Source organism: Caulobacter endophyticus, assembly GCF_029543245.1.
In the GTDB taxonomy this organism is placed as follows: domain Bacteria; phylum Pseudomonadota; class Alphaproteobacteria; order Caulobacterales; family Caulobacteraceae; genus Caulobacter; species Caulobacter endophyticus_A.
On record NZ_JARQWV010000023.1, the window covers coordinates 1 to 16614 of the forward strand.

A 16614-nucleotide genomic window follows, 5' to 3' on the forward strand; every position below is an offset into this window, starting at 1 on the left:
TTGGCGCCGATGCGGCCCACCGCGGCGGCGTCCTCCATGTGGGCGATGCCGGCCACCAGGGTGGTGAACACCAGCGGCGCGATGATCATCTTGATCAGGCGCAGGAAGATGTCGGTGATCAGAGAAAGACCCGAGGCGGCCGACTTGGCGCCCTCGGCGTCCAGGAACTGGTTGCAACCCCAGCCGACGAGGATCCCCAGCACCATCGCGCCGACGATCAGATAGGCGAAGCGTTTGTTCATAGGGTCTTCCGTTCCCCCCCGACCGCATGGCGACCGGGCCTGCTGAAGCGCCCTCCCAGCAGGCGCATTCGTTTCGTGGACGCCCCGAGAGGGGGCATGTGGCGCCCCTTTTGGCCGAGCAGGGCGGCTTCGTCCATGCCTGCGGCGTCACAAAGGCGCAGGCTGGCGGGTCTATGCTCGCCCCAGCGCCGGGCCGCGCCCCGGTCTGGTCAGGCTGCGGCAAGGCTGATATAGGACGCCATGTCTAACCAAGAAAAAGCGATCGCCGTCGTCGAACGGCTCAACTCCGAATACGAACGCGCCGTCGAGGCGCTGCGCACCGCCCTCCGGGCCTATCTCGAAAATGGAACCCGACCCGACCCGCAGATGCGGTTCGACGGCTCGTTCACCTATCCCGAGCTGCGCCTCACCTACGATCCCGAAGCCCTGCCGCCGAAGCTGGCGCGCGCCTTCGCCCGGGTCAGCCGTCCCGGCGTCTACTCGACCACGGTCACCAAGCCGGCCCAGTTCAAGGACTATCTGGTCGAGCAGCTGACCCTCTTGATGGACGACTTCGACGTCGAGATCGAGATCGCCCGGTCGAACCAGGAAATCCCCTATCCCTACGTGCTGGACGCCAGCATCGACCTGAACCAGGCCGATGTGCGCAGCGAGGATATCGCCCGCTTCTTCCCGACCACGGACCTGGCCTTCATCGGCGACGAGATCGCCGACGGCGTCTGGAGCCCGGTGCTGGAAGACACCCGGCCGCTGGCCCTGTTCGACGGCCTGCGCACCGACTTCTCGCTGGCCCGCCTGCGCCACTACACCGGCGCCCCGGCCGAGCACGTGCAGCCGTTCATCCTGTTCACCAACTACCACCGCTACGTGGACGAGTTCGTCCGCTGGGGCGTGGAGCAGCTGAAGAAGCCCGACAGCCCCTACACGGCGCTGTCATGCTCGGGCGGCGTGGTGGTCACGGCCGACACGCCCAACGCCGAGCAGGCCATTTCCGACGGCGCCTGGCGCAAGCACCAGATGCCGGCCTACCACCTGATCGCCCCGAACGGTCAGGGCGTCAGCCTGGTCAATATCGGCGTCGGCCCGTCCAACGCCAAGACCATCTGCGACCACCTGGCGGTGCTGCGTCCGCAGGCCTGGCTGATGATCGGCCACTGCGGCGGCCTGCGCGACACCCAGACCATCGGCGACTACGTGCTGGCCCACGCCTATCTGCGCGACGACCACGTGCTGGACGTGGTGCTGCCGCCGGAGATCCCGGTGCCGTCGATCGCCGAGGTGCAGCGCGCCCTCTACGACGCGGCCAAGGCGATCAGCGGCGACACCGGCCAGGAGCTGAAGAAGCGCCTGCGCACCGGCACCGTGGTCACCACCGACGACCGCAACTGGGAACTGCGCCACAGCCTGTCGGCCCTGCGCTTCAACCAGAGCCGTGCGGTCGCCATCGACATGGAAAGCGCCACCATCGCCGCCCAGGGCTACCGCTTCCGGGTGCCGTACGGGACGCTGCTGTGCGTGTCGGACAAGCCGCTGCACGGCGAGATCAAGCTGCCGGGCCAGGCCAACGCCTTCTACGAGCGGGCGATCAGCCAGCACCTGCAGATCGGCATTCTCACCTGCAAGCTGCTGCACGAGGAAGGTCCCAACCTGCACTCGCGCAAGCTGCGCGCCTTCGACGAGCCGCCTTTCCGCTAAGGAATTGGCCGCTGAGGATTGGCGTCAGTCTGAAAACGACGAAGGGGCGGTGGTCATCCACCGCCCCTTTTTCCTGGACTCCGTTCCGGCTTAGCGCGGCGGCTGGAAGTTGATGGGGATGTTGACCCAGCCGTTTCCGGCCGGCTTGCCGTCGGGCAGGGTGGGGTCCATTCGGAAATGCTGGCTCAGTTGCAGGGCCGCTTCGCCGAAGCCCGCGCCCGCCGGCAGCTCGCTTGCGACCTTGCAGCGGTGCAGTTCGCCTTGGGGCGTCACGTCGCAGCCGATCACCGCGCGGCCCGCCAGCTTCTCCGCCTTGGCCTGGGCCGGGTAGTAGCGGTCGAGGTCGGCGATATCGGGCTTCTGCACCCAGACCGGCCGCGAAACGATCGGCTTGGGGGTGACCTCGGGATTGGCGGCCCAGACCGCGCCGGCGGCCGTGGAGGCCAGCAGGGCGACGAGGGCCAGGCCGGCCTTGCGGCGCAGCGGGGTGAGGGAGGCGGCGTTCAGCATGGTCAGTCTCTCCTTCAGGGGATGGGGCCCCGCCGCCGGCCAATGGCAGCCGAGCGGGGCGGTCTTGGCCGTCAGCACGGTGCTGAGCAGCGTTTGCGCGTAGAGGCGGCGGGCGTCTGGATGGCGCGCGATCACCGCCGCGTCGCAGGCGATCTCCTGGTCGACGCGCATGGCGCGGGCGGCCAGATGGACCAGCGGGTTGAACCAGCACAGGCATTGCAGCGCCACGACCAGGCCGTTGATGGTCGCGTCGCCCCGGCGCAGGTGGACGTCCTCGTGCGCCAGCACCAGGGCGCGGGCCTGGCCCTGGAAGCGGGTCTCGAAATCGGCGGGTACGACGATGCGCGGACGCAGGGCGCCCAGCACCAGCGGGCCGGCGTCGACATGCTCGCCGCGCAGCACGCCGGGGGCGCCGTCCAGCGGCGTCAGCCGGCCGGCGGCGCGCACGAAGCGAAGCTGACGCAAGACGAAGAGGCCGACGGCCAGCGCCGCGCCGATCGCCCAGGAGAGAACAAGGCCGTCGGCGAGATCGAACGGGCGGCTGGAGGCGGCCGCCGCGGCCGCTAGGCCCCTGGGCGAGATCTCGATCGTCTGGTGAAAGGTCATGGCGGTCGGCGCGCGGACCGGGATCAGGCTGACCAGGGCGCACAGCGGCGCGGCCAGCCACAGGGCGTAGGCGGCCAGCGGGCCGAACCGGAGTCGCACCGGCTTGCGCAGCAGCATCACGGCGACGATGGCGGCGGCCAGGGCCAGGTTGGCGCGGACCAGCGCCTCGACGAGATCCCCGCTCATTTGGAGATCCTCTCGACCAGGGCCTTCAGCTCGGCGATGTCCTGGTCGCTCAGCTTGCCGGCGTCGGAGAACTGGGTGACCAGCGGCGCCAGGCGGCCGTCGAACAGGCGGTCGAGCAGGCCCTGGCTCTCGGCGGCCACATAGTCGCCCCGGGCGACCAGCGGGGCGTACTGGTAGCGGCGGCCATCGGGCGTGGCGCCCACGGCCTTCTTCTTCACCAGCCGGCTGAGCAACTGCTTGACCGTGCCCTCGGTCCAGCCGTTGGGCTCGCCGACCTCGGCGATGATCGCCTCGGAGGTCAGGGGCTGCTTCCGCCACAGCGCCTCCATGATGACACTCTCGGCCGAACTGATCTTCATGGCGTCGCCTCCATCGATGACGTTTGTCAACGATGTGAGCGTTGACATCTGTCATCGACGACGTCAACCGGCGTTATGCGATAAGGTCTGAACTATCCGGCGGCGGGATCAGGGCGCGGCGGCGCCCGAAGGCTGGTGGGTGCGCCAGAAGTCCCAGGCGCGGATCACCTCGGCCAGGAAGACGCCGACGGCCTGGGCCTCGTCGCCGGTCCGGACCAGTTCGTCGCCCTGGCCGCGTTCGCAGTAGGAGACGGTCCAGGCCTCGCCTTCACGGGCGATGCGGATGGTGTCGTGCCCGCAGGCGCCGCCCACCTGGTAAAAGCGCTCGGCAACGCCGTCGGCGGCGAGCTTTGCGAGGGCCTGGTCCAAGGTCATCACTTCACCTCCCGCAGATAGCCCTGGTCCAGCAACTGCCGGACGGTGAGCTCTGTCTTGTACTGGGTAGCACCCCCCGGCTCGCCGAACCAGGGAAGCGCCTCGCCCGACTGCACCGGCAGGGGCTTGACCACCTCGTAGCGGGCATAGGGGGTCTGGGCCGGGTCGTTGGGCAGGGCGCGGGTCTCGAACGGCGCGCCTTCGGGCGAGAAGAAGCGGCCGCGCTCGCCGCCATAGCGGTCGATCACCGTGCCGACATCCAGGGTCCTGGCCACGGGCGGGGAAGCGAAGCCGTCGGGCAGAGTGCCTGGGTGGGTCCCGTCGGGCCAGGACAGCTTGCCGTCCTCGCCGAACCAGCGGGCGTCGATGTCCTGCCGCTGCCAGGCCTCGCGGATCGGCTCGGCGGCCGTGGCCGAGCGCGGCGTCGGGCCGATCTCGGCCAGGCGATCGACCGTGCGGGCCGCGTCGGCCAGGTCGCCGGCGGCGTCGACGCCCCGGGCCGTCTCAGCCGCCTTGCCGACGGTCCCGATCTTGGTGGCGGGGATCAGCAGGCTGGCCACCTCGGTGATCCCGCGGGTGACGGCCTCGACCTTGTCGCCGCGCTCCCAGGCCTCGGTGACCGGGGCTGCCACGGCGCCGGGCACGGCCTTGATCGTTTCCCAGGCCTTGCCGGCCACCTCGCCTGGCGTGGTGCGGCCCTCGGCCAGGGCCGCGCCGGTCTCCGCCAGGCCCACGGTCGAGCGCGCGGCTAGGCCCGGCAGCGAGACGACGCCCACGCCGATGTCCTTGACGAAGCCCAGCACGCCGCGACCGACACTGGCCGCCTGGCTGAGCCCGGGGATGTCGGTGCGCAGGCCGCCGATCTTGTCGGTCGCCCAGGCGTTGGCGCGGTCGATGAAGTCCGAGCCGTCGTGGGCGTCGACCCATTCGCCGACCGTGCCGAGTTGCTCGGACACCGCCGGCTGGGGCTCGGCGGTGATGACGATGGGGTCGAGGACCGTGGGAACCTCGAACAGGGTGGCCGGGCTGACCTTGGCCAGTTCGCTGTAGAGGGCGTCGGCCAGGTGCGGGTTCTGGCCGACGAAGGCGGTGATCTCGGCGACGTCGGCCCGTGCGGCCATCGCCTGAAGACTTTGGGACGCCGAGGCGTTGGCGGCAGACGCCAGGGAAGCGCCGCCACCCGCGCCCACCGAAGAGGTCGTGTCGGTCATGTCCGCGGCTCCCGTGCGATCGAGGATCGACAGACTGCGGATCCACGCCATGGGCGCCAGTTGGGGAAAACCCTAGCGGCCGTTCAGCGCGAGACGCGATCAAGGAAGCCGACGATGCCGGCCGCCAGGCTCGGCTCCATCACCGCGCTCATGTGGTCTCCGGGCACGCGCTGGGCGCGGCCGTTCGGGAGCATGCCGGCCAGGGCCTCGGCCGAGCCGTTGTCGTCGTCGCGCTGGCCGGCGATGACCAGGGTCGGGACGTCGATACGGGCGATGTCTTCCGCCGAGGTCGGGACGAAGGCGTTGAGCACGCCCAGCATGGCCTCGGGCTTGAGGTCGCCGGCGGCCATCATCGCCCGCACCCGGCGGCCGGCGCGGGGGTCCTTGGCCTGGTCGCCGTTGCGGATGGCGTCCTCGAACATCGCCGCCCGCTCGCCCGCGCCCATCAGGCCGGAGGCGCCCATGCCGGCCAGCACCAGCCGCTCGGGCCGCGCGCCGCGCACCATCATCCGCACCGCCGTGCGCGCGCCCAGCGAATAGCCGACGAGGTCATAGTCGGTGAGATGCAGGTGGGCGACCAGGGCCTGCTGGTCCATGGCCAGCACGTCGGCGGGCCAGGCGGCCGGATCGGTGGGGGCGTCCGAGCGACCATGTCCACGCAGGTCGGGGGCGATCACCTTGCGGCCGGCGCTCGCCAGGGCGTCGGCGATCCCCGGCAGGAACCAGTTGCTCTCGGCGCTGGCCAGGAAGCCGTGCAGCAGCAGGGTCGGCCAGCCCTCGCCCAGGGTGCGGTAGGCGATGGAGACGCCGTCGAAGCTCTGGAATCGCTGGACCGGAAGCATGGCGACACAATCCGCGCGGACGCACCATTCGTCCAGACTCTCGATTTCGTCGCTCGGTGCGACTACATCGGCGCCATGACCCGTCACATCCCCCTGCAAGGCGTCGAGAACTTCCGCGATTACGGCGACTACGCCGCCGGGGCGGGCCGGTTGAAGCGAGGTTTGCTGTTCCGCGCCGCCCACCAGGCCGACGCCACGGATGCCGACCTCGAAGCCATGGGGGCCTTGGGTCTCGTCACCATCGTCGACCTGCGCCGCGCGCCCGAGCGTGCGCGCGAGCCGTCGCGCCGCTGGACCGGCTTTTCGGCCCAGGTGATCGACAACGACCTGGGCGGCGAGGGCGATGATCCCTGGCAGACCTTCCTGCGCGGCTGGGACCATTCGGAAGCTCCGCTGCGCGGCTACATGGTCGAGTCCTATCGCAGGAAGCCGTTCACCCCGCGTCACGTCGACCTCTTCAAGCGCTACTTCGCGACGCTGGCGGAGGCGAAGGGGCCGGTGCTGATCCACTGCGCCGCCGGCAAGGACCGCACGGGCCTGCTGGCCGCCCTGACCCACCACCTGGCCGGCGTGTCGCGCGACGACCTGGTCGAGGACTACCTGGCCACCAACGATCCCGAGCGCTACGCCCGCATCGGCGAGCGGATCGGCCGCTACCTGGCCGACTACACCGGCTCGGTCCCGCCCGAGGCGGCGATCCGCGCGGCCCTGGCGGTGGAGGCCGAATACATCCTGGCCTCGATCGAGGCCATCGAGGCCGCCCACGGCACCGTCGACGCCTATCTGGAGGCGGTGCTGGGCGTCGATGGCAAGGCGCGCGAAGCGATCCTGGCGCATATCCTGGCCTGACGGGGCAATTCCCCAAGCTTCCTCCCATCCGTCATCCCGGAAAGCCCGCAGGGCTTATCCGGGACCCAGGGGACTGGGCTCCGAAGTTGGATCAGCCGCCCAGCAGAGGCCAGCGCATTGCGGTCGCCCCTGGGTCCCGGGTCTGCGGCCCGCTTCGCGGTCCTTCGCCCGGGATGACGACTGAAGGGGTGGCGGAGCGCATCGCTACGCTTCCCTGGCGATTTTCCCGTCTTGGTGAAGAAGGCGTGACAAACCGGCGTTCGCGGGCGAGGCTCCGCTTCAGGGCTGCGTCAGACGGCCCGCAGCAGGGCGGATATCATGAGCGAGGTCTTGGACGGCGCGCCCGCGCGCCTGGGCGTCGAACAGGCGGCTGCGCGAAAGCCGCTGACCCGGGGCGGCTGGTCCTGGGTGCTGCACCAGGGCTCGCGCGACGTCTATGTGGTGCTGGTCACCATCTACATCTTCGCTCCCTATTTCTCGGGCGTGCTGGTCGGCGACCCGGTGCGGGGCCAGGCCATGATGGCCCAGATCGCCACCACCTACGGCCTGATCGTCGCCCTGACCGCCCCGATCCTGGGCGCGGCGGTCGAGAAGTACGGGCCGCGCAAGCCGCTGGCCGCCACCTTGCTGACCCTCATGCTGCCCGCGCTGATCGTGCTGTGGTGGGCGACGCCGGTCGGCGGCCTGCCGCTGGCGGCGACGGCGGGAGCGCTGATCGTGCTGGGCGTAGCCTATAACTGGGGCGACGTGGCCGCCAATTCCCTGCTGCCGCGCGCCGCCGCCGAGCCCGGCCAGGCCTCTCTGCTGTCGGGCCTGGGCTATGTGTTCTCCAACGGCCTGTCGGTGCTGATGCTGATCCTGATGCTGTGGGGCTTCGTGCTGCCGGGCCAGGTCGATTGGCCGGGGATCCCCAAGACGCCCTTGCTGGGCCTGTCGACCGGCCATCATGAGCCCAGCCGCCTGTCGGGACCGCTGTCGGCCCTGATCATGGCGCTGGGCGCGATCCCGTTCCTGCTGTGGACGCCCGATGCGCCGCGCACCGGCCTTGGTATCGGCGGAGCGCTGAAGGCGGGCCTGGCCCTGCTGCGCGACACCTTCGCCAACCTGCGCGGCCACCGCGACGTCGCCACCTTCCTGGCCGCGCGGATGCTTTATTGCGACGGCATGACCGCGCTCCTGGTGTTCGGCGGGCTGTTCGCGGCCGGGGTGATGGGCTGGGGCGCGCTGGAGATGCTGGTCTATGGCGTGTCGCTGAGCCTGGTCGGCGCCCTGGGCGGCTTCCTGGCCCCCAAGCTCGACCGCGTGCTGGGTCCCAAGCGGGCCGTGCAGATCGAGATCGCCGGCTGCCTGGCCGCCCTGATCTGTCTTCTGGGCATGCGGCCCGACCGCATTCTCTACGTCTTCGCCTACGACCCGGCCGGACCGGCGGCGTGGGACGGGCCGATCTATCGCACCCTGCCCGAGCTCTTCTATGTGGGCCTGGGCCTGGTCATCGCCATCTGCGTCACCGCCCAGTACGCCTCGAGCCGCACTCTGCTGGTGCGTCTGGCGCCGGCCGACCGCACGGCGGCGTTCTTCGGCCTCTACGCCCTTTCGGGCACGGCGACGGTGTGGCTGGGCTCGGCCCTGGTGGCGGCGGCCACGACCCTGTTCCACAGCCAGGTGGCCGGCTTCGTGCCGATCGTCGCCCTGATGGCCCTGGGGGCGCTGGGCCTGTTCGCCGTGCGCGGCGGCGGGCGCGAGGCTTGAGGCGGTAGCCGTCGGCTGCGAGCGGCGCTATCACCCGCCGATGCGCGACGTCGCCCTCATCGCCGCTCCATGGCGGGACCCCCTCTGGGCCGCGGCTCCCTTCAGGGACGAGCCTTTCGCCTGCGCCCTGCTGTCGGGCGGTCCGGGCGAGCGGTGGTCGTACCTGCTGCGCGCGCCCGACCAGACCCTGATCCTCGAACCCGAAGATCGCCGCGACCCGTTCGCGGCCCTGGCGTCCATGGTTGGCCCGGCCCTGCCCAGCGATCCCGAAGGCCCGCCGTTCCAGGGCGGGGTCGTGGGCCTGGCCGCCTACGAGCTGGGCGATCGCATCGAGGCCCTGCACCTGGCGCGCGGCGGCTGGCCCGACCTGGTCTGCGCCCGCTATCCGGCCCTGCTGGCTTTCGACCACCTGCAGCGCACGGTCGTCGCCGTCGGGCGCGGCGAGGGGCGTGCGCAGGCGGAAAGCCGCGCCCGCGCCGCCCTGGCCTGGCTGGACGCCCCGGCTCGCGACCCCTTCGAGGGCCGGCTTTGCGAGGCGCTGGAGGCCGAGCCGCCCGAGGCCTACGAGGCCGCCGTCGCCGACGTGGTCGAGCGCATCCTCTCGGGCGAGATCTTCCAGGCCAATATCGCCCGTGCGTGGCGGGGGCGGCTGGCGCCGGGCGCGGATCCCTTCGACCTTTTCACCCGCCTGCGCGGCGCCAGCCCCGCGCCGTTCGCCGCCTGGCTGCGGCTGGAGGGGCGGGCGATGGTGTCCAACTCGCCCGAGCGGTTCCTCAAGGTGCGCGGCGGCGAGATCGAGACCCGGCCGATCAAGGGCACGCGTCCGCGCGGCGCCGATCCCGCCAGCGACCGCGCCCTGGCCTTCGAGCTGTCGGCCAGCGCCAAGGATCGGGCCGAGAACCTGATGATCGTCGACCTGATGCGCAACGACCTGGCCCGGGTCAGCCCGCCGGGCGGCGTGCGCACGCCCGAGCTCTTCAAGGTCGAGACCTTCGCCAACGTCCATCACCTGGTCTCGACGGTCGAGGGGCGGCTGCGGCCGGGCCTCGGGGTCGCCGACCTGCTGCGCGCCACCTTCCCGCCGGGCTCGATCACCGGCGCGCCCAAGGTGCAGGCCATGAAGGTGATTGCCGGCCTCGAAGGGCCGCGTGGACCCTACTGCGGCTCGCTTTTCTGGGCCGGCTTCGACGGGGCCTTCGAGTCCAGCGTGCTGATCCGCACCGTCGGCCTCGTCGAGGACGCGGACGGCTGGGCGCTGGAGGCCAAGGCCGGGGCGGGCATCGTCGCCGACAGCGATCCCTTGTCCGAGCGGCTGGAAACCGAGGCCAAGATCGACGCCCTGCGCCGGGCGCTGACCGGAGAGGGGGCATGATCCCGCCCAATGATCGCGGCCTGCTGCTGGGCGACGGTTTGTTCGAGACCCTGCTGGCGCTCGACGGCCAGGTCCGTCACGTCGAGGCCCACCTCGACCGCATGGCGGCAGGTTGCCTGGCGCTGGGCCTGCCGCCGCTGGATCGCGAGCGGGCGCGCGGCTTGATCCTGGCCGCACCCGGCGAGGCGGGGCTGACGTCCGGCCGCGCCGCCGTGCGCCTGACCCTGACCGCCGGTTCGGGCGGGCGGGGCCTGGATCGGCCGGAGGCGCCGGTTCCCGTGCTGCTGGCCTCCTGCGCCGCCGCTCCGCCGGCCGGGGCGCCGGCGACGGCGGTGGTCGCGACGGTTCGCCGCAACGAAGGCTCGCCCGCCTCGCGGCTGAAGACCCTGGCCTATCTCGACAACGTGCTGGCCCGCGCGGAGGCCCGGGCGGCCGGGGCCGACGAGGCGCTGATGCTGAACAATCGCGGCCACCTGGCCTGCGCCTCGGCCGGCAATCTGTTCTGGCTGGAGGGCGACGTGCTGGCGACGCCAGCGCTGGGCTGCGGCGTGCTGGCCGGGCTGGCGCGGGGACGGATCATGGCGGCGGCCGGGGGGCTGGGCCTGACCGTGCGCGAGGTCCATGCCGGGCCCGAGGCGCTGCCGGCAGCCTCGGCGGCGTTCCTGACCAACAGCCTGACCGGCGTTCGGCCCCTGGTGTCTCTGGATGGCCGGATCCTGGGCGCGGACCCGCGCGTGGCGGCCCTGGCCGCCGTGGCCGGCTAGGCTACTTCGGCCACTCGACGGTCTCGGTGCGGCGCGGGCGCAGGTAGTAGGTGCGCTTGAAGTTGAAGGCGGCCTTCTTGACGCTGATCGTGGGCGTGTAGTCGTAGCTGGTCGTGCTGATGATCACGCTGCTGCTGGCCGGGAGCACGCTGTCGGGGACGTCGGTCCTGACGGTGTTGGCGGCCGGGCAGTTGACCGGGCTGTTCTTGGGCGCCGACCAGGCCACGGTGTCCTTGCCGGTGGCGTCGGACACCACGCTGTATAGGCACAGGCGCAGCGGCGCCGAGGGGAACGGCTTCATCACCGCCTCGGCGATGCCGTAGATGGCGTCGACGCGGGCCTGGTCGATCTGACCGCTCTGGGCGGCCATGTCGCCGATCAGCGAAGTGGTGTGGAACAGGCGGCGCTGGGCCATCATGGCCTGGGTCAGCTCGGCCAGGCCGAAATAGAAAAGCAGCAGCAGCGGCGCCAGCAGGGCGAACTCGACGGCCACGGCGCCGGCGGCGTCGCGCAGGAAGCGGCGGGGCTGGGGGTGGCGCTGGCTCATTCGGGGCACGTCACGCTCTTGGCGGCGTCGGTGTTGTAGGGTTCGTTGGCGAAGGCGGTGGTGAAGGTCAGGGTGCGCTTGCCGTTGGCGGTCTGCATCACCGCCTGCAGCAGCGGGGTGATCAGCGGCCAGTCATAGTAGGCGCGGACCAGCACCAGCGACTCCGCGCCGCCCGGATCCCAGCAGGGCGACTTCGGCGTGGCCAGGCCGCTGCTCGCGTTGAAGGTGGCGACCGTGCGCACGTCGACGCGCAGCGCCGCGGGGCAGCCGCTTTCCAGCCAGTTCATGCGTGAACAGACCGAGGTCTTGAAGCTGCCGGCGTCGCCGCCGCCGGTCTGGACCTGGCCGGTGCGGATCTCGCGTCCGGCGTCGACGACGGCGTTTTCCAGGGTCATCGAGGCGAAATAGACCAGAGCCAGCTCGATGATGCCGAAGAACAGCAGCAGGAACGGCAGCAGCACCAGGCCGAACTCCACGGCGGTCGCGCCGCCCTCGGCGCGCGCGAAGCGGTCCAGCCGGCGGCGCGCCGCCAGTTTCATGCGGGCTGTGAGCAGGAGGGACGGCGTCCGCATGCGAAGGTCCGTGGATTGCGACGGTGGCGACCATAAGGGCCGCTCCCTAACCGCGCCCTAATCGGCCTCGCGGGCGCGCGCCCGGAAGATCAGGGCTGGCCGGCGACGGACGGCTGGTTGGACGCCGGCTCGACCGGGGTCAGGGCGGTGCAGCGGCCGTCGCAGGCGTAGGCCGAGGCGCTGGCGCCGCGCTGAACCGTCACGGTGTCGGCGGCGACGTCGGTCACCAGCACCTGGCCGCCCGCCAGGGGGCGGCCCTGGGCGTCGAAGGCGAACACGGTGGTCACGCCCACGCGCTTGCCCAGGATCACCAGGGTGCGGTCGTTGACGACGCTGACGTCGGCGATCTGCGGGTCGCCGACGACGATCTCGCGGGCCGAGCCGCCCAGGGGAAGAGTGGTCGCCTGGCCGGCCGCCACGCTCATGGTGCGCGGGGCGGGGGCGGTCGGGACGGCCGCCTGGGCCGCCACGGCGGCGCCGCAGAGGCTGAAAAAGGCGATGATGGCGAGCGAGAGGCGGCGCATGGCGGTCCTGTCGGAGCGAAATCTGTGACCTCACCCTGACGAAGAATGGTCAATAAAAACCTAAGGCATGCCCAGCTGCGACAAGCTGTACAATCTCAAATCCCTTGAGAAATAACGGAATTTCGCTCTCAAATTACCGCTTGGTTAAGCGTTGATAATGGTAAATCCAAATAAACCAAAAGAAAAATCTCACATAAGTTCCGATGTTTACTGGCGATTAATCGAGGTGGGCGAAATTGATCGTGTTTTCGGGGGTGAACAAGTCGCCATGGCTTGCCGGCCCAGCCAAGTTTTTCTCAGCAGGAGATCAAGTCATGTCGAAGTTTGTCACGCGCTTCCTGAAGGACGAGTCGGGCGCCACGGCCATCGAGTACGGCCTCATCATCGCCCTGATCGCCGTCGTCATCGTCGCTGCTTTCGCCACCCTGAAGCCCGCCCTGAGCGGCGCCTTCGGCAAGGCCACCACCTCGCTGCAAGACGCGGTGAAGTAAGAAGCGGAAGCTGAAGGAGCCCTCCAGATGGCGATGTTCCTCGAACGTTTCCTGAAGGACGAAAGCGGAGCTTCCGCGATCGAGTACGGCCTCATCGCCGCACTGATCAGCGTGGTGGTTCTGGGCTCCGTACAGCTTCTGGGCCCGGCCATCGCCGGGGCCTTCGGCAAGGCCGAAGCGCAGCTAGTCACGGTCGCCAAGTAAAGGCGTCCTGACGGATCAAGAGTTGGGGTCGCGACCTGCCGGTCGCGGCCCTTTCTTTTTGTCCGCTGCTGAACACCCGGCGGCGAGATCATGCTCGTGCTCGGAAACCATTGCTTCACGGGCCCGGGTGTAGATTGCTGCATCCGAGCCGCGAGAGTCCCGATGCAAACGCTGCAGATCCTTCCCCTGATCGTCTTCGCCGGCCTCGTCGTCGTCGGCGGGCTGAAGGACGCCACCAGCTACACCATCCCCAACTGGATCTCGCTGGCGCTGATCGCCGCCTTCCCGGTAGCCGCCGTCGTCGGCGGCGTCGGCTGGGCCGGGGCCGGGCTTTCGCTTCTGGTGGGCGTGGGCCTGCTGGTGGTGGGCATGGCGATGTTCGCCCTGCGCTGGGTCGGGGGCGGCGACGCCAAGCTGCTGGCCGCCTGCGCGCTGTGGATGGGCGTTCCGGGGATCGCGCCGTTCCTGCTGGCGACCGCCCTGGCCGGCGGCGCCCTGACCCTGGGCCTGATGAGCTTCCGCTCGGGCTGGCTGGCCCCGATGATCGCCGGCGGTCCCGCCTGGGTGCGCCGCCTGGGCGACAAGAAGGGCGACATCCCCTACGGCGTGGCTATCGCCGCCGGGGCCCTGGCCGCCTTGCCCCAGAGCATCATCGGCCAGGCCCTGCTCAACTGATCCGTCGCACTCCCCATTTTGGGGAGTCCGCGTCAGGCTGTCGCGGCCTTAAGGCCCCGGAAACGCTGCTTCCTTTAGCGGCTGTTAACCATGGGCGCCGCAGTCTGCGATGCGGCCAGAACGGCTGTTCGATCCCTGCGTCCGGCCGAGTGAAGCTCTCCAGGCGCGCCGAACCCGTCCTGCCGACGTCAGAGCCCCGCCGCGCATGAATCCTGTCAGAGTCATCATCGTCCTGGTCGCCGCCGTTTCGGCGATCGGCCTGGCCGTGCTGATGCAGAAAGCCATGGGCGGCAAGTCCGCCAAGTCGGAGGCCGTCGCCGTCGCGCCCAGCGCGCCGTCCCTGGACGCCAAGCCGATGACCCTGGTGCTCGTCGCTCGTCGCGACCTGGCGATCGGCACGCGCCTGACCAAGGACGACGTCGAGTGGAAGGCCTGGCCTGCCGACGCCGTCAGCCCCGTCTATCTCACCAACGGCGCAGCCCCGGTCGAGCCCTCGAACGGCGCCGCCAAGGCGGTCAAGACCGTCGGCGAGGCGACCGGCGTCCTGGGCGGCGCGCCGCCCGAAGCCAGTGTCGAGGGCGCGATCGTCCGCGACCCGCTGCTGGCCGGCGAACCCATCGTGGCCCGCAAGATCGTGCGCGGCGGCGAAGGCGGCTACCTGTCCGTCGTACTGTCGCCCGGCGCCCGCGCCATGGCCGTGCCCGTGACCTCCGAGACCGCCGCCGGCGGCTTCATCCTGCCCGGCGACCGTGTCGACGTGCTGATGAGCCGCGACGAGCCCGGCAGCGACGCCAACGGCGCCAGCGGCGGCAAGCGGGTGATCGCCGAGACCGTGCTGCAGAACATCCGCGTCCTCGCCCTCGATCAGGCCACCGCCGCCGAGAAGGACGCCAAGACCATCGTCGCGGCCACCGCCACCCTCGAGGTGCGCCCGGCCGAGGCAGAGGCCCTGACCCGCGCCAAGGCGTCGGGCCCCGTCACCCTGGCGCTGCGCGCCTATACCGACCTGGGCGGCCCGTCCGGCGTCGCCGCCCCGACCCAGGACTCCACGGTCATCCGCATCAATCGCGGCGGGCAGACCTCCAGCATCGCGGTGCGCCAATGATCCGCCGGTTCGCCAGCCTTTCCCTTTCGGCCTCCATCGCGGCCCTGACCGCCCTGGCTCCGACCGCCTCGGCCCTGGCCGACGGCTATGCGGGCGACCGGGTCTATCGTCCCGCCCGCGCCGCGACGCGCGCGCCGGCGCCTGCGCCGATCGTCACCTATGCGCCGCCGCCGGTCGCCGACCAGGTGCTGCGCGTCGACCTGACCGCCGGTCCCGACGCCCGGACGCTGAACCTGCCGCGCGGCAAGTCGGCGATCATCGAACTGCCCGTCGACGTGCGCGACATGCTGGTGACCAATCCGAAGGTGGCCGACGCCGTGCTGCGCAATCCGCGCCGCATCTACGTGCTGGGCGTGGGCAAGGGGTCGACCGACGCGGTGTTCTTCGACGCTGCGGGCCGTCGCCTTCTGTCGCTGGCCATCCGGGTCGAAGAGGACTCGGACATGCTGCAGGACACCCTGCGCAAGGTGCTGCCCGACTCCCGCATCGAGGTTCAGCCGGTGCGCGACAGCGTGATCCTGACCGGCACGGTCGCCAACGCGTCCGATTCCAGCAAGGCGGCCCTGGTCGCGGCCCAGTTCGTCGCCAAGCCCGAGCAGGTGGTCAACATGCTGACCATCGCCGGCAAGGACCAGGTGATGCTCAAGGTGCGGATCGTCGAGGTCCAGCGCAACATCATCAAGCAACTGGGCGTCTCGACCAGCAACCTGCTCAACGACGGCTTCAAGACCTACAGCCTGGGCCGCGAGAACACCTTCGCGGTGAACGGCGGCATGCTGGGCGGGGCGAGCGCCTGCTACGGCCGCAACAACGTGCGCACGACGAACTACACGAACGGCGCCTCGATCAACAATCAGGGCGTCGTCACGACGGGGGATTCCAACGCCGGGTCGACGACGATCCAGCGCGTGGAAACCAACGGCAACGTGACCACGACCACCACGACCACCAACGGGGCGGATTCCGGCAGCGTCACCAACACGCTGACGGGCGTGCTCTCCAGCGCGGCCAGCACCGCCTACAGCATGGCCACCGGCAACAACCTCAACGCCTGTCTTCAGGCTTTCGAGCGCGTGGGCCTGATCCGCACCCTGGCCGAACCGAACCTGACCGTCGTGTCGGGCGAGGCGGGCAAGTTCCTGGCCGGCGGCGAGTTCCCGGTCCCCACCGGTTCCGACGAGGACGGCCGGGTGACCATCGAGTTCAAGCCCTACGGCGTGGGCCTGGGCTACACCCCGGTGGTGATGTCTGGCGGCCGCATCTCGCTGAAACTGTCGACCGAGGTGTCGGAGCTGTCGAGCCTGGGCGCCTTCACGGTCGGTTCCGGCACCAGCTCGACCCTGGTCATTCCGGGCCTGTCGGTGCGCCGGGCCGAGACCACGGTGGAACTGCCCTCGGGCGGCGCCCTGATGATCGCGGGCCTGCTGCACCAGCAGACCAAGGAAAATATCGACTCCCTGCCGGGCATGACCTCGCTGCCGATCCTGGGCTCGCTGTTCCGCTCGCGCGACTACCTGAACGGCGAGACCGAACTGGTGGTGATCATCACCCCCTACATCGTCGACCCCAGCCGCCCGCAGGACATGCAGACCCCGGCCGACGGCCTGCAGATCGCCGGCGACATGAGCACCGTGCTGCTGGGCCGCCTGAACAAGGTGGTCAAGGCCCCGGCGGGCGCCAACACCGAGCGGACCTACCAGGGTCCGGTCGGCTACGTGATCGAATGAGGACGCGGA

19 protein-coding genes are annotated in these 16614 nt (G+C 70.4%); 10 read left to right on the forward strand and 9 right to left on the reverse strand.

Annotated features, from left to right (window positions below; translation table 11 throughout):
* The coding region (locus P7A99_RS19715) for a cation:dicarboxylate symporter family transporter (protein WP_277795461.1) at positions 1-242 on the reverse strand (242 nt) is incomplete at its 3' end.
* Between the two features lie 240 nt (positions 243-482).
* Between P7A99_RS19715 and P7A99_RS19720 the strand changes: the two genes are divergently transcribed.
* On the forward strand, positions 483-1937 hold the full coding sequence (locus tag P7A99_RS19720; RefSeq protein ID WP_277795462.1) for an AMP nucleosidase: 1455 nt from the start codon (positions 483-485) through the stop codon (positions 1935-1937).
* 90 nt (positions 1938-2027) lie between these two features.
* Here the strand turns inward: P7A99_RS19720 and P7A99_RS19725 are convergent, their stop codons facing one another.
* From P7A99_RS19725 to P7A99_RS19745, 5 genes are all read right to left on the reverse strand, one after another.
* A complete protein-coding gene (locus tag P7A99_RS19725) occupies positions 2028-3239 on the reverse strand; it encodes a TonB family protein (RefSeq protein WP_277795463.1) in 1212 nt (403 codons plus the stop codon).
* Positions 3236-3598, reverse strand: a complete 363-nt coding sequence (locus P7A99_RS19730) for a BlaI/MecI/CopY family transcriptional regulator (RefSeq protein WP_277795464.1) — start codon at positions 3596-3598, stop codon at positions 3236-3238. The genes P7A99_RS19725 and P7A99_RS19730 overlap by 4 nt, the downstream gene beginning before the upstream one ends.
* Before the next feature lie 108 nt (positions 3599-3706).
* Positions 3707-3973 carry a hypothetical protein gene (locus tag P7A99_RS19735; RefSeq protein ID WP_277795465.1) on the reverse strand — a complete coding sequence of 89 codons (267 nt, stop codon included), beginning with the start codon at positions 3971-3973 and terminating at the stop codon, positions 3707-3709.
* On the reverse strand, positions 3973-5184 hold the full coding sequence (locus P7A99_RS19740) for a TNT domain-containing protein (RefSeq protein ID WP_277795466.1): 1212 nt from the start codon (positions 5182-5184) through the stop codon (positions 3973-3975). The genes P7A99_RS19735 and P7A99_RS19740 overlap by 1 nt, the downstream gene beginning before the upstream one ends.
* Positions 5185-5267: 83 nt before the next feature.
* Positions 5268-6026: an alpha/beta fold hydrolase gene (locus tag P7A99_RS19745; protein ID WP_277795467.1), complete on the reverse strand. Its 759-nt coding sequence runs from the start codon at positions 6024-6026 to the stop codon at positions 5268-5270.
* A gap of 75 nt (positions 6027-6101) precedes the next feature.
* On the opposite strand from P7A99_RS19745, the gene P7A99_RS19750 reads away from it, so the two are divergent.
* The 4 genes from P7A99_RS19750 (at position 6102) to P7A99_RS19765 (ending at position 10760) form a co-directional block, all read left to right on the forward strand.
* Complete coding sequence (locus tag P7A99_RS19750; RefSeq protein WP_277795468.1) at positions 6102-6875, forward strand: tyrosine-protein phosphatase; 774 nt, start codon at positions 6102-6104, stop codon at positions 6873-6875.
* Between the two features lie 318 nt (positions 6876-7193).
* Positions 7194-8624 (forward strand): MFS transporter, encoded by a 1431-nt coding sequence (locus tag P7A99_RS19755; RefSeq protein ID WP_277795469.1) that lies wholly within the window; start codon positions 7194-7196, stop codon positions 8622-8624.
* A 40-nt stretch (positions 8625-8664) separates the two neighbouring features.
* Positions 8665-9996: an aminodeoxychorismate synthase, component I gene (gene pabB, locus P7A99_RS19760; RefSeq protein ID WP_277795470.1), complete on the forward strand. Its 1332-nt coding sequence runs from the start codon at positions 8665-8667 to the stop codon at positions 9994-9996.
* Positions 9993-10760 (forward strand): aminotransferase class IV, encoded by a 768-nt coding sequence (locus P7A99_RS19765; RefSeq protein ID WP_277795471.1) that lies wholly within the window; start codon positions 9993-9995, stop codon positions 10758-10760. The genes pabB and P7A99_RS19765 overlap by 4 nt, the downstream gene beginning before the upstream one ends.
* Position 10761: 1 nt before the next feature.
* Here the strand turns inward: P7A99_RS19765 and P7A99_RS19770 are convergent, their stop codons facing one another.
* The 3 genes from P7A99_RS19770 to P7A99_RS19780 form a co-directional block, all read right to left on the reverse strand.
* Positions 10762-11307 (reverse strand): TadE/TadG family type IV pilus assembly protein, encoded by a 546-nt coding sequence (locus P7A99_RS19770; RefSeq protein ID WP_277795472.1) that lies wholly within the window; start codon positions 11305-11307, stop codon positions 10762-10764.
* A complete protein-coding gene (locus tag P7A99_RS19775) occupies positions 11304-11879 on the reverse strand; it encodes a TadE/TadG family type IV pilus assembly protein (RefSeq protein ID WP_277795473.1) in 576 nt (191 codons plus the stop codon). The genes P7A99_RS19770 and P7A99_RS19775 overlap by 4 nt, the downstream gene beginning before the upstream one ends.
* A gap of 89 nt (positions 11880-11968) precedes the next feature.
* Positions 11969-12403 (reverse strand): pilus assembly protein N-terminal domain-containing protein, encoded by a 435-nt coding sequence (locus tag P7A99_RS19780; RefSeq protein WP_277795474.1) that lies wholly within the window; start codon positions 12401-12403, stop codon positions 11969-11971.
* A gap of 314 nt (positions 12404-12717) precedes the next feature.
* Between P7A99_RS19780 and P7A99_RS19785 the strand changes: the two genes are divergently transcribed.
* The 5 genes from P7A99_RS19785 to P7A99_RS19805 all read left to right on the forward strand — a co-directional run bounded on the left by P7A99_RS19785 (position 12718) and on the right by P7A99_RS19805 (position 16605).
* On the forward strand, positions 12718-12894 hold the full coding sequence (locus P7A99_RS19785; protein ID WP_277795475.1) for a Flp family type IVb pilin: 177 nt from the start codon (positions 12718-12720) through the stop codon (positions 12892-12894).
* 27 nt (positions 12895-12921) lie between these two features.
* Positions 12922-13098: a Flp family type IVb pilin gene (locus tag P7A99_RS19790; protein WP_277795476.1), complete on the forward strand. Its 177-nt coding sequence runs from the start codon at positions 12922-12924 to the stop codon at positions 13096-13098.
* 162 nt (positions 13099-13260) lie between these two features.
* Positions 13261-13773, forward strand: a complete 513-nt coding sequence (locus tag P7A99_RS19795; protein WP_277795477.1) for an A24 family peptidase — start codon at positions 13261-13263, stop codon at positions 13771-13773.
* A 205-nt stretch (positions 13774-13978) separates the two neighbouring features.
* A complete protein-coding gene (cpaB, locus tag P7A99_RS19800; RefSeq protein WP_277795478.1) occupies positions 13979-14878 on the forward strand; it encodes a Flp pilus assembly protein CpaB in 900 nt (299 codons plus the stop codon).
* On the forward strand, positions 14875-16605 hold the full coding sequence (locus tag P7A99_RS19805) for a type II and III secretion system protein family protein (protein WP_277795479.1): 1731 nt from the start codon (positions 14875-14877) through the stop codon (positions 16603-16605). Before cpaB ends, P7A99_RS19805 begins: the two co-directional genes overlap by 4 nt.
* Positions 16606-16614 lie beyond the last annotated feature (9 nt).

Bases quoted from the DNA above. Each gene is read 5' to 3' on its own strand.
- P7A99_RS19720 (WP_277795462.1), top strand. From the start codon at position 483: ATGTCTAACCAAGAAAAAGCGATCGCCGTCGTCGAACGGCTCAACTCC.
- P7A99_RS19725 (WP_277795463.1), bottom strand. From the start codon at position 3,239: ATGAGCGGGGATCTCGTCGAGGCGCTGGTCCGCGCCAACCTGGCCCTG.
- P7A99_RS19730 (WP_277795464.1), bottom strand. From the start codon at position 3,598: ATGAAGATCAGTTCGGCCGAGAGTGTCATCATGGAGGCGCTGTGGCGG.
- P7A99_RS19735 (WP_277795465.1), bottom strand. From the start codon at position 3,973: ATGACCTTGGACCAGGCCCTCGCAAAGCTCGCCGCCGACGGCGTTGCC.
- P7A99_RS19740 (WP_277795466.1), bottom strand. From the start codon at position 5,184: ATGACCGACACGACCTCTTCGGTGGGCGCGGGTGGCGGCGCTTCCCTG.
- P7A99_RS19745 (WP_277795467.1), bottom strand. From the start codon at position 6,026: ATGCTTCCGGTCCAGCGATTCCAGAGCTTCGACGGCGTCTCCATCGCC.
- P7A99_RS19750 (WP_277795468.1), top strand. From the start codon at position 6,102: ATGACCCGTCACATCCCCCTGCAAGGCGTCGAGAACTTCCGCGATTAC.
- P7A99_RS19755 (WP_277795469.1), top strand. From the start codon at position 7,194: ATGAGCGAGGTCTTGGACGGCGCGCCCGCGCGCCTGGGCGTCGAACAG.
- pabB (WP_277795470.1), top strand. From the start codon at position 8,665: ATGCGCGACGTCGCCCTCATCGCCGCTCCATGGCGGGACCCCCTCTGG.
- P7A99_RS19765 (WP_277795471.1), top strand. From the start codon at position 9,993: ATGATCCCGCCCAATGATCGCGGCCTGCTGCTGGGCGACGGTTTGTTC.
- P7A99_RS19770 (WP_277795472.1), bottom strand. From the start codon at position 11,307: ATGAGCCAGCGCCACCCCCAGCCCCGCCGCTTCCTGCGCGACGCCGCC.
- P7A99_RS19775 (WP_277795473.1), bottom strand. From the start codon at position 11,879: ATGCGGACGCCGTCCCTCCTGCTCACAGCCCGCATGAAACTGGCGGCG.
- P7A99_RS19780 (WP_277795474.1), bottom strand. From the start codon at position 12,403: ATGCGCCGCCTCTCGCTCGCCATCATCGCCTTTTTCAGCCTCTGCGGC.
- P7A99_RS19785 (WP_277795475.1), top strand. From the start codon at position 12,718: ATGTCGAAGTTTGTCACGCGCTTCCTGAAGGACGAGTCGGGCGCCACG.
- P7A99_RS19790 (WP_277795476.1), top strand. From the start codon at position 12,922: ATGGCGATGTTCCTCGAACGTTTCCTGAAGGACGAAAGCGGAGCTTCC.
- P7A99_RS19795 (WP_277795477.1), top strand. From the start codon at position 13,261: ATGCAAACGCTGCAGATCCTTCCCCTGATCGTCTTCGCCGGCCTCGTC.
- cpaB (WP_277795478.1), top strand. From the start codon at position 13,979: ATGAATCCTGTCAGAGTCATCATCGTCCTGGTCGCCGCCGTTTCGGCG.
- P7A99_RS19805 (WP_277795479.1), top strand. From the start codon at position 14,875: ATGATCCGCCGGTTCGCCAGCCTTTCCCTTTCGGCCTCCATCGCGGCC.